12 protein-coding genes are annotated in these 14154 nt (G+C 73.3%); 9 read left to right on the forward strand and 3 right to left on the reverse strand.

The window, feature by feature from the left end:
* Positions 1 to 142 precede the first annotated feature (142 nt).
* The 3 genes from afsR to ACZ69I_RS07285 all read left to right on the forward strand — a co-directional run bounded on the left by afsR (position 143) and on the right by ACZ69I_RS07285 (position 3881).
* Complete coding sequence (afsR, locus tag ACZ69I_RS07275; RefSeq protein WP_470830866.1) at positions 143 to 3121, forward strand: SARP-family global regulator AfsR; 2979 nt, start codon at positions 143 to 145, stop codon at positions 3119 to 3121.
* A gap of 205 nt (positions 3122 to 3326) precedes the next feature.
* Positions 3327 to 3494 carry a sigma-like protein gene (locus ACZ69I_RS07280; RefSeq protein ID WP_467672533.1) on the forward strand — a complete coding sequence of 56 codons (168 nt, stop codon included), beginning with the start codon at positions 3327 to 3329 and terminating at the stop codon, positions 3492 to 3494.
* Between the two features lie 189 nt (positions 3495 to 3683).
* The gene (locus tag ACZ69I_RS07285; protein WP_470830867.1) at positions 3684 to 3881 is read left to right on the forward strand and encodes a hypothetical protein; all 198 of its coding nucleotides are present in this window, start codon (positions 3684 to 3686) and stop codon (positions 3879 to 3881) included.
* A 567-nt stretch (positions 3882 to 4448) separates the two neighbouring features.
* Here the strand turns inward: ACZ69I_RS07285 and ACZ69I_RS07290 are convergent.
* Complete coding sequence (locus ACZ69I_RS07290) at positions 4449 to 5339, reverse strand: hypothetical protein (RefSeq protein WP_470830868.1); 891 nt, start codon at positions 5337 to 5339, stop codon at positions 4449 to 4451.
* Positions 5340 to 5410: 71 nt separating this feature from the next.
* On the opposite strand from ACZ69I_RS07290, the gene ACZ69I_RS07295 reads away from it, so the two are divergent.
* A complete protein-coding gene (locus ACZ69I_RS07295; protein ID WP_470830869.1) occupies positions 5411 to 6064 on the forward strand; it encodes a hypothetical protein in 654 nt (217 codons plus the stop codon).
* 72 nt (positions 6065 to 6136) lie between these two features.
* Complete coding sequence (locus ACZ69I_RS07300) at positions 6137 to 6529, forward strand: VOC family protein (protein WP_470830870.1); 393 nt, start codon at positions 6137 to 6139, stop codon at positions 6527 to 6529.
* On the opposite strand, the gene ACZ69I_RS07305 is transcribed toward ACZ69I_RS07300, so the two are convergent.
* Complete coding sequence (locus ACZ69I_RS07305; RefSeq protein ID WP_470830871.1) at positions 6510 to 8126, reverse strand: FadD3 family acyl-CoA ligase; 1617 nt, start codon at positions 8124 to 8126, stop codon at positions 6510 to 6512. The genes ACZ69I_RS07300 and ACZ69I_RS07305 overlap by 20 nt on opposite strands.
* A gap of 134 nt (positions 8127 to 8260) precedes the next feature.
* Between ACZ69I_RS07305 and ACZ69I_RS07310 the strand changes: the two genes are divergently transcribed.
* The 4 genes from ACZ69I_RS07310 (at position 8261) to ACZ69I_RS07325 (ending at position 11725) form a co-directional block, all read left to right on the forward strand.
* Complete coding sequence (locus ACZ69I_RS07310) at positions 8261 to 9412, forward strand: lipid-transfer protein (protein ID WP_470830872.1); 1152 nt, start codon at positions 8261 to 8263, stop codon at positions 9410 to 9412.
* Positions 9413 to 9615: 203 nt separating this feature from the next.
* On the forward strand, positions 9616 to 10068 hold the full coding sequence (locus ACZ69I_RS07315) for a Zn-ribbon domain-containing OB-fold protein (protein WP_470830873.1): 453 nt from the start codon (positions 9616 to 9618) through the stop codon (positions 10066 to 10068).
* Positions 10065 to 10856 carry an enoyl-CoA hydratase/isomerase family protein gene (locus tag ACZ69I_RS07320; RefSeq protein ID WP_470830874.1) on the forward strand — a complete coding sequence of 264 codons (792 nt, stop codon included), beginning with the start codon at positions 10065 to 10067 and terminating at the stop codon, positions 10854 to 10856. Before ACZ69I_RS07315 ends, ACZ69I_RS07320 begins: the two co-directional genes overlap by 4 nt.
* Before the next feature lie 200 nt (positions 10857 to 11056).
* Positions 11057 to 11725 (forward strand): hypothetical protein, encoded by a 669-nt coding sequence (locus ACZ69I_RS07325; RefSeq protein WP_470830875.1) that lies wholly within the window; start codon positions 11057 to 11059, stop codon positions 11723 to 11725.
* A 21-nt stretch (positions 11726 to 11746) separates the two neighbouring features.
* Here the strand turns inward: ACZ69I_RS07325 and afsK are convergent, their stop codons facing one another.
* Positions 11747 to 14125, reverse strand: coding sequence for a protein serine/threonine kinase AfsK (gene afsK, locus ACZ69I_RS07330; RefSeq protein WP_470830876.1), 2379 nt, complete (start codon positions 14123 to 14125; stop codon positions 11747 to 11749).
* Positions 14126 to 14154: the final 29 nt, after the last annotated feature.

Raw genomic sequence — 14154 nt, forward strand, 5'->3', positions numbered from 1 at the left:
GCCGTCTCGCACGGCTGACGCATCCGCCATGAACAAGGCAAACTGGCGGGGAGCAAGAACCGAGCGGCATGTACGGAGCACCACGCGGGCGGGCAGACCCGCGACCGGCAGGATCGGGAACGGCAGGGCGGCAGGGGGAGCGATGGTCGATGTACCGCGAGTACCGGAGCAGCGGCGTCCGGCCTCGGGGAACACCCCCGAGGAGCGGACCGAGGGGCACCCCCCCGAGGTCCCGGCGTCGCGCTTCAGCGTGCTCGGACCGGTGCGCGCGTGGCACGGCACGGAACAGCTCAACACCGGCTCCCCGCAGCAGCGGGCGCTGCTCGCGGCCCTCCTGCTGAGGGACGGCCGTACGGCCACGGCCGCGGAGCTGATCGACGCCCTCTGGGGCGAGGAGCCGCCCTCGCAGGCACTGGCAGCGGTACGTACGTACGCGTCCCGGCTCCGCAAGGTGCTGCCTCCGGGAGTCCTCGTCAGCGAGTCCGGGGGCTATGCGATCCAGGCGGTCGACGGCGCCCTGGACCTGGCCGCGGCGGAAGACCTCTGGGCGGCCGCCGAGAAGGCCCGCAGCACCGGCGACCTGTGCCAGGCGCGCACGCTGGTCAACCAGGCGCTGGACCTCTGGGACGGCGAGCCCCTGGCCAACGTCCCCGGGCCCTACGCCGACACCCAGCGCACCCGCCTCGACGAATGGCGCCTGCAGCTCCTGGAGACCCGCCTGGACATGGACCTCGAACAGGGCTGCCACGCGGAGGCGGTCTCGGAGCTGACCGCCCTGACCGCGGCGCACCCGCTGCGGGAACGGCTGCGCGAACTCCTGATGCTCGCCCTGTACCGCAGCGGCCGCCAGGCCGAGGCCCTGGCCGTGTACGCGGACACGCGGCGCCTGCTCGCGGACGAGCTCGGCGTGGACCCGCGCCCGGGTCTGAAGGAACTCCAGCAGCGCATCCTGCAGGCCGACCCCGGCCTCGCGGAGCCCTCCGCCCCCGCCCAGGAACCGGCGGCGACGGTGGTGCGCCCGGCGCAGCTGCCCGCGACGGTCCCCGACTTCACGGGCCGCGGCTCCTTCGTGGACGAGCTGAGCGACATCCTCTCCAGCGCCGAGGGCCGGGTGATGGCGGTCTCCGCGCTCGCGGGCATCGGCGGCGTGGGCAAGACGACCCTCGCCGTGCACGTCGCCCACGCGGCCCGGACCCACTTCCCCGACGGCCAGCTGTACGTGGACCTCCAGGGCGCGGGCGCGCGGGCGGCGGAGCCGGAGACGGTCCTCGGCGCGTTCCTGCGCGCCCTCGGCACGGCCGACTCGGCGATCCCGGACTCCCTGGAGGAGCGCGCGGCCCTGTACCGCTCGGTCCTCGACGGCCGCCGGGTCCTCGTCCTCCTGGACAACGCCCGCGACGCGGCGCAGGTCAGGCCGCTGCTGCCGGGCATGGAGGGGTGTGCGGCCCTGGTGACGAGCCGGGTGCGCATGGTGGACCTGGCGGGCGCGCACCTGGTGGACCTCGACGTGATGTCCCCCGAGGAGGCACTCCTGCTCTTCACCCGCATCGTCGGCGAGGAGCGCGTCACCTCGGAGCGCGAGGCGGCCCTGGACGTGGTGGCGGCGTGCGGCTTCCTGCCGCTCGCCATCCGGATCGCGGCGTCCCGCCTGGCGGCGCGCCGCACCTGGACGGTCTCCACGCTCGCGGCGAAGCTCGCCGACGAGCGGCGCCGCCTGGACGAGCTCCAGGCGGGCGACCTCGCGGTCAAGGCGACGTTCGAACTGGGCTACGGCCAGCTGGAGCCGGCCCAGGCGCGGGCGTTCCGCCTCCTCGGCCTCGCGGACGGCCCCGACCTCTCCCTCGCGGCGGCAGCGGCGGTCCTGGACCTGCCGCTCGACGCGACCGAGGACCTCCTGGAATCCCTGGTCGACACGTCCCTGGTGGAGTCGGCGGCACCGGGCCGCTACCGCTACCACGACCTCGTACGCCTCTACGCGCGTTCGTGCGCCGAACGCGACGAACAGCCCCCGAGCGAGCGGGACGCGGCGATGTCGCGGCTCCTTGACTTCTATCTGGCGTCGGCGGCGCGGGTCTATGCGATCGAGCGGCCGGGGGACCGGACGGTGGACCACCTGGAGGTCACGCGACACGCGGGCCAGGACTTCACGGACGACACGAAGGCCCTGGACTGGCTCCACTCGGAGGCGGCCTGCATCCTGGCGTGCGTGCAGCAGTCCCTGGGGCCGCGGACGCTGCGGCGGGCGGTGGACCTGCTCCTTGCGTCCAAGGACCTGACGGAGTCCGGGGCGAGTTCACTCCGCTATGAACTGGCCACCTCGGCCGCGCGGGACGCGGCCGCGTCCTTGGGGGACGCGCATGCGGAGGGCCGGGCGAGGGTCACGCTCACCCAAGTCCTCAACAACGCGGGGCGCTTCGAGCGGGCCGCGGCGGAAGCGCGCCGCGCCGCGGAACTCGGCAGGGAGTCGGGTGACCCCTGGACCTGCGGCAACGCGCCCAACGAGCAGGGGATCATCGCGAACTGCATGAACCAGCACGCTGCGGGCGAGGCGTTCCTGGTCACGGCGATCGAAGCGTTCCGCGCGGACGGCAACCGCCCGGGCGAAGCCAGCGCCCTGTGCAACCGTTCCCGAAGCCTCGACTCGATGGGCCACACCTCAGCGGCGATCGAGCTCGTCAGGCAGGGGATGGCCATCTACGACGAGCTCGGTCTCACCTTCCGCCTCGCCAACGCCCGGTACGCCCTCGGAATCGCCCTCACCCACGCGAAGCGCTTCTCGGAGGCGCTGGACCAGCTCAACCAGGCCTTGGTGGTGTTCGCGGAGAACCGTCAGCGACTGTGGGAGGGGACCACCCATTACCGCATCGCGCACGTCCACCTCTCGGACCGTCGTCCGGCCCAGGCGGCACAGCACGCGGAGCAGGCCCTCACCACAGGGTGCATCGGGGGCGACTGGATGCGCGCCAACGTGCTGACCCTGCTGGGCAGGTCCCTCGACAGCCTCGGGCAGGTCGACCGGGCCCGGGCCTGCTGGCTCGAAGCACTGGCCCTGCACAGCGGCGCGGGAACGGCGGAGGCGGAGGAAGTCCGGGAACTCCTGCATCCGATCGCGGCGGCCTGACGGAGGACGCTCGGGGCGTTCATCGAACGTTTATGGGCTGATGCCACTCTCTACTCAACGATCCGTCGCGTCGGGGGGCAGACGGGTCGCCTTGGGCCTCACAGATAAGGTGAGCGGCCCTGGAACGCCCGTTCGGCGACCCTCGGGGGAGTTGCCGAATGGGCGTTCTGCCCCAGCGAACCGTCTATTCCATGGGAGTACGACCATGAGCGACGCCACGAAGAAGCAGGACATCACCACCATGGGGGACAGCCACCAGCCCGCCCCGCCCAAGGACGGCAAGATCACGACCCTGGGCGACAGCCACCAGCCGGCGCCCCCGGCTCTCCTGGACGACAGCCACCAGCCGGCCCCGCCGGCCACGGACGCCTAAAGACTTCATTTCCGACGGGGGTCGGCCGCGGCGGCGCGGAGGGGAAGCCGCCGCGGCCGACGCATGTCCAGAACCGGGTACCAGGAGAGGGACCACGCGCACGCCCCGCCGTCGGCGGAATCGAACGTTCGGTCGCCTCGTCAGTAAGGTCGTTCGACGTTGCAAGTCCACCCCGTCAGAGGAGTTGGAATGACACGCGCCAAGAGGTTCCTCGTCAGCGCCGCCATCGCGGCGGCCACCGCAGGCGGAGCCGCGGCCCCTGCACTCGCCGACAGCCACGCCCCGAGCCCGCCCGGTGACAGCCACACGCCGATCGTCGCGCAGGACAGCCACGCCCCCACCGGCCCGCTGGGCGACGGGCACGTACCCGCTCCGTCGCAGGACTGACCCAGGGCCGGACCACGCACCACCCCAACGGGGCCGAGCACACCGCTCGGCCCCGTTCCGCTGCCCCCGGCCAACCGGCCCGTGCACAAGCCTTCCCGTAGCGCCCCGCCCGTCGTTCAATGGAGAACAACCGAAAGCACCACATACGTATGTACGTGGTCGACGGCCCTTGCGGCACCGGGGCGTGCGGGAGCGCCCCGGTTCGGAACCGGCCGCAAGGGCGCAGGCCGGAGCTGTTCATGTCGGTGGCACAGCTCCGGCCGTCCACGATCCACGGTTGGCCGGTACGGATCGGGCCCAGGTCGTGGGGCATGCCACCGGAACGGACCCCGTATCGGATCGGCACCACTCCCTCGTCGAAGGGAAAGGGGAAACCGTCACGTCCGGGGTCCCGGGACTGGGGAGAGCGGCGGCCACCGCGCTCGCGGAACCGCCGCGGACTCTTCTCCCCTGTGAGGCTAGGCCCGACCGGCGCGGCGCGGAAGACCGGACACCGCACCAGGGCCACTGCGCCGAACGCCCGACGCGGAAGCGGTATCGCGGCCGCAGACCTCGTGCGTCCGGACGTCAGAGCGACAGGTGCGCCGCCAGGGACGTCTTCACCGCCGCGACGAACGCGTCCCGCGTCTCCTCGTCGAGGAGGTCCAGGGAGAGGTACGGGTTCAGGTCCTCCAGCTCGACCAGGAGCAGTTCGCCGGACGGCGCACGGCACGCGTCGACGCGCTGGATCCCGTGCTCGATCGCGTTCCAGTCGACGAAGCGCTGGGCGAAGGCGAGGTCGGCGGACGTGGGCTCGTAGCGCCGCAGGTCCCAGCGGCGGGCCGGGTCGGGGGCGTGCAGGGCGTACTGGAAGGTGCGGTCGACGAAGTAGAATGAGACCTCGTACGTGAAGTCGATGCGCGGCTGGATCAGGATCCCGGAGCCGCCGGGCCCCCGGGACGCGTCCGCGAGGGCCGCCAAGCGGCCCCTCGGCACGAACTCGAGGCCTATCGAGTCCGCGCCCGCCTTCGGCTTGACCACGTACGTGTCCGTCACCGGGAGGCGGTCCACCTCCCCGGGGTCGTCGACCGTGGGGATCACGGGGTAGCCGGCGGCCGTGAGGTCGAGCAGGTACTGCTTGCCGACCATGTCGGCCCTGCCGGTCAGCTGGTTGTGGACGCGGAAGCCGCCGCGCGCCGCCCGCTCCCTGAAGTCGTCCCACGCCGCCTGGTAGTTGAGGACGGGGCCGCTGTTGCGGACCATGACCGTGTCGAACGCGCCGGTCTCCATCAGGCGCGCCGCGTCCAGCGGGTGGCACAGGGCCACGTCGAAGTCCTCGCGGAGGCGGGCGGTGAGGTGGATGTCCTCGTCGCAGTAGCGGCGGCCCTTCGCTTCGTAGGCGAGATCCGTGACGAAGAGGATCCGAGGGCGGGGGCCAGGGTGGGAGTGGGGGCGGGAGTCCGGTCGTGCGGGGTGCATCGCGCAATCGTTGCAGAGTCGCCCGCGGAGCCGTTGCCGGGGCTCGGCACGCCCGTGGCACAGTCATGAACATGGTCACCTCATCGACGACGCCGTACCGAAGACGCCTCGCCGCCTCCGCGCTGCTGCTCGGCGCCGCGTTAGCCCTCACCGGCTGCGGCGACGAGGAGGGGCGCCACCCGGCCACCGCCGCCGGGACCCCCGACGGGACGCCCTCGGCCGCCCCCTCCGCCACGCCCTCCGCCCCCGGCCCCACCTCCTCCGGCGTCTCCCCCGGCGCCTCCCCCTACGTGGAACCCGGAGTCGTCGACGGCGCACCCCACAACCGCGAGAACAACGCCTACCGCCGCCCCGGTGAGATGTCCGCGGCGGACGAGAAGGCCGCGCAGACCGAGGCCGCCCGCATGGAGCCCGTCCTCAAGCGGCTCTGGCGGCAGCGTAAATGGGACCCGGAGAGCGTGCGCGCCGAGCTCACCGGCAGGCTCGGGTACGAGATCCGCGAGACGACCAGCGGGGGTGAGCTCCTCGGCGGCGAGCTCGACGTGCGGGAGATGTACTCCCGTGACGAGAACGGCGAGGACGTCACGCCCGAGGGCGCGATGATCGGGCTCTACGTAGGGGACGGCGCCTGCGTCACCGCCTTCGTCCAGGAGACGAACTACGGCGCGCAGGCCACCGGGCCCTACCCGGAGACCGGCTGCGTCACGCCCCCGACCGGGCACTGAGGACCCGGCGCCGGGCGGATACCGGGCGGATACCGGGTGGACAGGAGCGTCCGTTCCGTCGATAGTCCGGCCATGACCTCTCTCGTGCGCCACCTCACGTTCGACGCCCAAGACCCCTACTGCCAGGGGGCGTTCTGGGCCGAGGTCCTCGGCGGCGAGCTCGCCGACGACGACTTCCCCGGCGACCCCGAGGCCCAGGTGAGGGCGGCCGGCCTCACGCTGCTCTTCGTGACCGTGCCGGACGGCAAGACCGTCAAGAACCGGCTGCACGTCGACCTCCAGCCGCAGGACCGCGGCCGCGACGCGGAGGTCGAGCGGCTCCTCGCGCTCGGGGCGACCCAGGTCGACGACCGGCGCCGTCCGAACGGGCGGGGCTGGGTCGTCCTCGCCGACCCGGAGGGCAACGAGTTCTGCGTGGAGTGCAGCGCGGCCGAACGGGCCGCCCTCAGCGCGGCCGGCCAGTAGCGCGCCCCCGCAGCTCCCCCTTGACCACCTTCCCGCTCGCGTTCCTCGGCAGCTCCGCCACGAACTCCACCGCGCGCGGGACCTTGTAGTTCGCCATCTCCCTGCGCGCCCACGCGATCAGGTCGTCCGCCGTCACGAGGGACCCCCGGCGCCGCACCACGTACGCCTTGCCGACCTCGCCGAGCCGCGGGTCCGGCACCCCGATCACCGCGACGTCCGCCACGTCGGGGTGCGTGCCGAGGAGCTGCTCTATCTCGGCGGGGTAGGCGTTGAAGCCGCCGACGATGAACATGTCCTTGATCCGGTCCGTGATGCGGAGGTTGCCCTCGGCGTCGAGGACGCCCACGTCGCCCGTGCGCAGCCACCCGTCGGGCGTCACGCACCGCTTCGTCCCCGCCGGGTCCTCGAAGTAACCCTGCATGACGTGGTGCCCGCGGACGAGGATCTCGCCCGGGTGGCCCGGTGCCAGCGGCTCCCCCGAGGCCGTCACCACCCGTACCTCCGTGTCGGGGATGGCGCGCCCCGACGTCGCCGCGACGACCTCGACCGGGTCGCCGCGCCGGCACATCGTGACGATGCCGCTCGCCTCCGAGAGGCCGTACGCCGTCAGGACGGTGGCGATGCGCAGCTCCGCCCGCAGCCGCTCCACCAGCCGCAGCGGCACCACCGCGGCGCCGGTCACCACGAGCCGCAGCGCGGACAGGTCGTGCTGGTCGCGCGCGGGGTGGTCGAGGATCGACTGGTGCAGGGTGGGCGGACCCGGCAGGACCGAGATGCGTTCCGCGGCGACGTTGGCGAGGACGGTGTCGACGTTGAAGACGGGCTGCGGGACCATCGTCGCGCCCCGCATGAGGCAGGCGATGACGCCCGCCTTGTAGCCGAAGGTGTGGAAGAACGGGTTCACGATCAGGTAGCGGTCGCCCTCGCGCAGCCCGGCCAGGTCGCTCCACACGTCGTAGCAGCGCAGCGTCTGGGCGTGGGTGATCACGGCGCCCTTGGGGCGGCCCGTGGTGCCCGACGTGTAGATGATGTCCGAGGGCACGGAGCCGTCGACCGACTCGGCGCGGGTGCGGACCGCCCCGCCGGACACCGGGTCGCCGCTCGCCAGGAAGTCCTTCCAAGTGCGGAAGGACTGCGGGGCGTCGTCGGAGAGCACGACGACCTGCTCCAGGTGCGGCAGGCCGGGCAGCGGGCCGTCCCCGGGGCCCTCGGCCGCCGCGCGCCGCAGCGAGGCGACGTAGGAGGTGCCGAGGAACGTGCCCGTGATGAAGAGGAGTCTGGCGCGGCTGCGCGCCAGGACGTACGCCGCCTCCGCGCCCTTGAAGCGGGTGTTGAGGGGGACGAGGACCGCGCCGGCCGAGACCGCGCCGAGTGCGGAGACGATCCAGTCGAGGGTGTTCGGCGCCCAGACGGCGACGCGGTCGCCGGGTTCGACGCCGTTGGCCATGCAGGCGGCCGCGGCCCGCTCGACGCGCTCGCCCAGTTCCCGGTACGAGACGCGGGTGCGGCCCTCGACGACCGCCTCGCGCGGCCCGTACCGCTCGGCGGCCGCCCGCACCAGTCCCGGGATGCTCCCCCACTCCAGGTCGCCGCGCATCGCAAGCCCCTCCCGACATGTAGCTGACTACCCGTCAGATTAGCGGTAGCCTGACGCCCTGTCAGCAGGCCGGACACGCCTGCGGCATGGCGTCGGACCGCAACAGGGCCCGCAATCCGGAGGTGCCGCTGCCCATGGCTTCACTCAAGGACGCTACAGCGATCGTGGGGATAGGACAGACCCCCTTCGCCAAACAACTCCCGCAGAGCGAGAAGGAATTGGCGTGCCGCGCGATCGTCGCCGCGCTCGACGACGCGGGCATCCCCCCGTCCGAGGTCGACGCCTTCGCCTCGTACACGATGGAGGAGACCGACGAGGTCGAGGTCGCCAAGGCCGTCGGGGCGGGCGACGTGACCTTCTTCAGCAAGGTCGGTTACGGCGGCGGCGGTTCGTGCGCGACCGTCGCCCACCTCGCCGCCGCCGTCGCCACCGGACAGGCGTCCGTCGGCGTCGCCTGGCGCTCCCGCAAGCGCGGCAGCGGACCGCGCCCCTGGAAGAACACCGCGGTCCAGCTCCCCACGCCCGCCCAGTGGACCCGCCCCTTCGGCCTGCTCCGCCCCGCCGACGAGATCGCCATGCTGGCCCGCCGCCACATGCACGAGTACGGCACGACCCGCGACCACCTCTTCAACGTCGCCCTCGCCTGCCGCAACCGCGCCAACCAGAACCCGGCGGCGATGATGTACGAACGCCCGCTGACCCGCGACATGTATATGACGTCCCGCTGGATCAGTGAGCCGCTCTGCCTCTTCGACAACTGCCTGGAGACGGACGGCGCGCTGGCCTGCGTGATCGTCCCGGCCGCGCGGGCGCGCGACTGCCGGCAACGGCCGGTGTACGTCCACTCCGTCGCCCAGGGCCTGCCCGCCCAGCACCACGGCATGGTCAACTACTGGAACGACGACCCGCTCTCGGGACCGGCCTGGACGGCGGCCCGACACCTGTGGAAACAGGCGGACTTCGGCCCGCAGGACGTGGACGTCGCCCAGATCTACGACGCGTTCACCCCGCTCATCCCGCTCTCCCTGGAGGGCTACGGATTCTGCGGCCGGGGCGAGGGCGGCGCCTTCACGGAGGGCGGCGCGCTGGAGAGCGGCGGCCGCCTGCCGATCAACACCGGAGGCGGCGGCCTCAGCGAGGCGTACGTCCACGGCTTCAACCTCATCAACGAGGGCGTGAAACAACTCCGCGGCACGAGCACGGCCCAGGTCCCGAACGCGTCGACGTGCCTGGTGACGGCGGGCGAGGGAGTCCCCACGTCAGCAGTACTGCTGCGGTCCCCGTAAGGGGCGCGGAGGCGGTGCCCTCAGGGGCGCAGAGGCTGTGCTTCGAGGCGCGCAGGGACTGCGCTTCCAGGGGCGCGGGGAACTGCGCGACCAGCCACGACGAACCCGCACCCGACACCGAACCCCTCAAGGGGCGCGGGGAACCGCGCGAACAACCACAACAAGACCCGCACCCGGCAAGGGACAGGGACAGGGACACCCACATGACAGACGCGACCCCGACAGAAGCCCTCCTCACCCCCACCACCGACGACGACGGCGCCCCCTTCTGGACCCACGCCGCCCGAGGCGAACTCCGCATACAGGCCTGCACCCCCTGCGGCGCACTCCGCTTCCCGCCCAGACCCTGCTGCCCCCACTGCCAGTCCTTCGACAGCGAATGGCGCAGGATGAGCGGCCGCGGCCGCATCTGGTCCTACGTCTTCCCGCACCCGCCCCTCCTGCCCGCCTACGCCGCACAGCCCGGCTACAACGCGATCGTCGTCGAACTCGCCGACGCCCCCCGCATCCGCCTCGTCGGCAACCTCGTCACCGCCCCCGACGCCGCCCTGAACTCCGTCCCCCCGGAACGGCTGCGCATCGGCGCGAAGGTGCAGGCCGTCTTCGCGGACGTCGGCGGCGTCGTCGTGCCGCGCTGGGTCCTGGAGCGGCCGTGACACCGCCACCGGGGGCCGGGCTGCGCACGGCGGTCGACAAGGACACGGGCGTGGCGGTCCTCACCCTGGACCGCCCGCGGCGCCACAACGCGATCGACCTCGACACGGCCACCCAACTGGCCGCCGCCTGGCGGCAGTTCCGCTACGAAGACGCCGTCCGCGCCGTGGTGGTGACGGGGGCGGGCGAGAAGGCCTTCTGCACCGGCATCGACCGCACCGCGGAGGTCCCCCAGCCCACCTCCCCGTTCACGATCGACGATCCGCTGCTCACGATCGGCCCGAAGGCGAACGACCTCTGGAAGCCGGTGATCGCCGCGGTCAACGGCATGGCGTGCGGCGGCGCCTTCTACCTCATCGGCGAGGCCGAGTTCGTCGTCGCCGACGAGCACGCCACGTTCTTCGACCCGCACACCACCTACGGGATGGTCAGCGCGTACGAGTCGATCCACATGGCGCAGCGCATGCCGTTCGGCGAGGTCGCGAGAATGGCCCTGATGGGCACGGCCGAGCGGGTCTCCGCGCGCCGCGCGTACGAGACGGGCCTGGTCTCCGAACTGACGCCCACGGGCGGCGCGTTGACGGCCGCCGTCCGGGCGGCCACCACCATCGCCTCGTACCCCACCGAGGCGGTGCAGGGCACCGTGCGGGCCCTCTGGTCGGCGCGGGAGGCGGCCCGCACCCAGGCGCTGGCCCACGCGCCGCACCTGATCACGCTGGGAAACCTGCCACCGGACCGCCAGGCGGCCCTGTTCACGACCCGCCGAGGCAGTGACTTCCGTACAAGGTGACGCCCCCACGCACCACCCTCACCCGCGCCGCGGGCACAGCCGCGGGCGGAGGGCAGCTCGCTCCTCCTCGTCCATGGGGGCCGGTCCGCCGCCTGGCGAGGGTCACGCACCCGGCGTAGCGTCGATCTTGAGAGCCGCGTACGGATGCGAGCCGCGCACGGATGCGCAGAGCGAGACGCACGCACAGGAGGCAGCCCGCCATGATCCGCAACGTCGTCGGGTCGGTCCTCGCTCTCATCGGAGCGACGGCCGCCGTATGGAGCCCCTTCCGAGCCTGGTACGACGGCCGTCACGGGCGTGACTTCCGCATCGACGAGCTGTTCTCCGGCGGGGGCATCACGGGCGCGGGGGCGGAACTGTTCGCCTCCCTCTTCCTACCGTTCGCCTTCGCGGCGCTGCTCACCCTGATCGGCCTGGTGCTGCGGTCCCGGCTCCTGGTGGCGCTCGCGGGTGTGGTCGTCCTCGGCTTCACGGTGCTGTGGATGGTCCGGCAGGGCCAGGCGGCGGGCGAGCTGACCGTCGCGGGGGACGGCTCGGGCCTGGGCCAGGGGCTGCTGGGCAGTCTCGGCGGCGGCGTGCTGTTGCTGCTGGCCGCGGTCCTCATGAGCGGACGCGCGCGGCGCGGCTCCCGGGCGCGGGGGCGCGGACGCCGGGAACCGGAGGCCGTGGAACCGGCGGCCGCGGAACCGGCCTCGGGCGCGTACGCGGACCCGGAGCCGCACCCGTACGGGGCGCGGGAACCGCACCCCTACCCGTACGGGGCGCGGCCGGAACCGCCCCCGTACCCGTACGAGGACCAGGCCCCTGCCCCCTACCAGGACCACCAGGACCACCAGCCGCCGAAGCCCCCCAATCCCCCGGAGCGGTGACCGGACGGCGGCCAGGCGCCGCTACCTGGGCGACGTCCCCGTACCCCGCTCCGCGTCCAGCGCGTACACGCACCGGTCCTTGCTGCACGCGTAGACGACGCCGTCCCGCACGACCGGCGCCCCGGTGATCTCCCCGCCCGTGGCCAGCTTCCAGCGCAGGCGGCCGTCGTCCGCCTTCAGGGTGTAGAGCAGGTGGTCCGTGGAGCCGAAGTGGATGCGCCGGTCGGCGACGACGGGCGCGCCGACGACCTCGCCGCCCGCCTGGAAGCGCCATTTCGGCGTGCCCGTGACCGCGTCGAGGGTGTAGAGGCCCTTGCCGCTGCCCACGTGGACGTGGCCGTCCGCGACGAGGACCGGTTCGATCGAGGAGCGGGACTCCGTGGCGATGCGCCAGCGGTCGCGGCCGTCCGTCGCGTCGAGGGCGTAGACCGTGCCGAGGTAGTCGGCGAGGTAGACGCCGCCGCCCGTCACGGCGGGTCCCGGCGCGAAGGCGGGCGGGCAGAGGAAGGCGGCCGGTGCCTCGAAGTGCCAGCGGACGTGGCCGCTGATCACGTCGATGGCGAGGACGCGGGTGCCGGCGGCCACGTACACGTAGCCGTCCTGTGCCTGGCTGAGCCGTACCGGCACGCCGCCGCAGGAGGCCGCGTCGCCCACGGGGTAGGACCAGCGTTCGTCGCCGGTGCGCGCTTCGAGCGCCCGCAGCCGGGCGCCCTTCCAGACGTAGACCGTGCCGTCGATGACGAGCGGCCCGGCTTCGGGCGTCTCGAAGTCGGTCTGGGCGCCGGTGATCTCCCAGAGCTTCTCGCCGTTGACGGCCTCCCAGGCCTGGACGCCGCCGCCGCGCGTGCCCGTGACGACCGTGCCGCGGTCGGCCTGGAGGGAGTACACCCAGGCGTCGGTCGACAGGCGCCAGAGGTCGGAGCCGTCGGCGCTGTCGAGGGCGTAGAGCGTGGGGCCGTCGGAGGCGTGGATGCGGCCGTCCGCGACCGCCATGGACCAGGCGACGTCCCGCGTCTTGAAGCTGCGGCGTCCCGTGCCGACGTCGAGGGCGTGCACCTCGAAGGAGGTGACGTAGACCAGGTTGCCCGCGACGGCGGGGGTGCCCCAGACGTCGTTGGACATCCGGAACCGCCACGGCCGCCACGACGCGGGGCTCGCGTCGGGCGCGGGGGCGGGCGCGGGCACCGCGGCGGCCGCCGGGTCGACGCCGTTGCCGCCGGCCCGGTGGGTCGAGGAGCGCGACCAGGAGGCGGCGAGTCCGGAGTCGCGGGGCACAGCGCCGGGGCCGCGGGCGTCGGCCACCCGCGGCCCGGGCCCGATCGGCACCTTCGCCCCGGCGAGCCGCACCGGACCCGCGTCGGGCATGCCGCCGAAGGGTGCCCTGGACGGGGCGGGCGGCGGCTGCTGCGGGGGCGGCGGCGCGGTGACGGAGGCGGCGGGCGCCGCGCCCCGGCCGCCGCTGCGGCCGGCGGACGCGGGCACCCGGGCGGGCGGGCGGCCGCCGCGGCGGGCCTCGATCAGCGCGACGGCCCGCTCGGGCAGCCACGCGGAGGCCGTGCCGCTGTCGTCGTTGTCGGCGCTCTCGGAGGCGAAGAGGTGGGGTGCGAGCTGGGCCTGGAGGTCGGCGGGGGTGGGCCGGAGCGCGGCCTCCATCTGCATGCACGACTCGATGAGGGGGCGCAGCTCGGCGGGCAGCCCTTCGAGGTCGGGACCCTCTCTGAGCAGCATGAAGACGGTCTCGACGGGGTTGGCGCCGTGGAACGGCGCATGCCCGGTGGCCGCGAAGACGAGGGTGGACCCGAGCGAGAAGACGTCGCTGGCGCCGGTCACGCTGCGGGAGTCCTTGGCCTGCTCGGGCGACATGTACGCGGGCGTGCCGACGGCGACGTTCGTCATGGTCAGCCGGGTGTTGGAGACGCCGGACGCGATGCCGAAGTCGATGACGCGGGGCCCGTCCTCGACGACCAGGACGTTGGACGGCTTGAGGTCACGGTGGACCAGGCCCGCGCCGTGGATGGACTCCAGGGCCTCGGCCACGCCCGCCGCCAGCCAGCGCACCGCCTGGGTGGGCAGCGGCCCGTGTTCATTCACTATTTCTTCGAGGGAGGGCGCGGGGACGTACGCCGTGGCGAGCCAGGGCACGGCGGCCCGCGGATCGGCGTCCACCACGGCGGCCGTGTAGAAGCCGGACACGGCGCGGGCGGCCTCGACCTCGCGCGTGAAGCGGACACGGAACAGCTGGTCCTCGGCGAGCTCGGTCCGCACCGTCTTGATCGCCACGCGTCGCCCCGACGCGGAGCGCGCGAGATAGACCAGTCCCATGCCACCGGCACCAAGTCGGCCGAGGACCTCGAACGGGCCGATCCGCCTCGGATCGTGCTGCGTCAGCTGATCCACCACTTGCCTTGCCACCTCCCCGTACGCGGCCG

This window comes from Streptomyces sp. NPDC036815 (assembly GCF_055609205.1).

Coding starts and splice junctions, on each gene's coding strand:
- afsR (WP_470830866.1), top strand. CDS start 143: ATGGTCGATGTACCGCGAGTACCGGAGCAGCGGCGTCCGGCCTCGGGG.
- ACZ69I_RS07280 (WP_467672533.1), top strand. CDS start 3,327: ATGAGCGACGCCACGAAGAAGCAGGACATCACCACCATGGGGGACAGC.
- ACZ69I_RS07285 (WP_470830867.1), top strand. CDS start 3,684: ATGACACGCGCCAAGAGGTTCCTCGTCAGCGCCGCCATCGCGGCGGCC.
- ACZ69I_RS07290 (WP_470830868.1), bottom strand. CDS start 5,339: ATGCACCCCGCACGACCGGACTCCCGCCCCCACTCCCACCCTGGCCCC.
- ACZ69I_RS07295 (WP_470830869.1), top strand. CDS start 5,411: ATGGTCACCTCATCGACGACGCCGTACCGAAGACGCCTCGCCGCCTCC.
- ACZ69I_RS07300 (WP_470830870.1), top strand. CDS start 6,137: ATGACCTCTCTCGTGCGCCACCTCACGTTCGACGCCCAAGACCCCTAC.
- ACZ69I_RS07305 (WP_470830871.1), bottom strand. CDS start 8,126: ATGCGCGGCGACCTGGAGTGGGGGAGCATCCCGGGACTGGTGCGGGCG.
- ACZ69I_RS07310 (WP_470830872.1), top strand. CDS start 8,261: ATGGCTTCACTCAAGGACGCTACAGCGATCGTGGGGATAGGACAGACC.
- ACZ69I_RS07315 (WP_470830873.1), top strand. CDS start 9,616: ATGACAGACGCGACCCCGACAGAAGCCCTCCTCACCCCCACCACCGAC.
- ACZ69I_RS07325 (WP_470830875.1), top strand. CDS start 11,057: ATGATCCGCAACGTCGTCGGGTCGGTCCTCGCTCTCATCGGAGCGACG.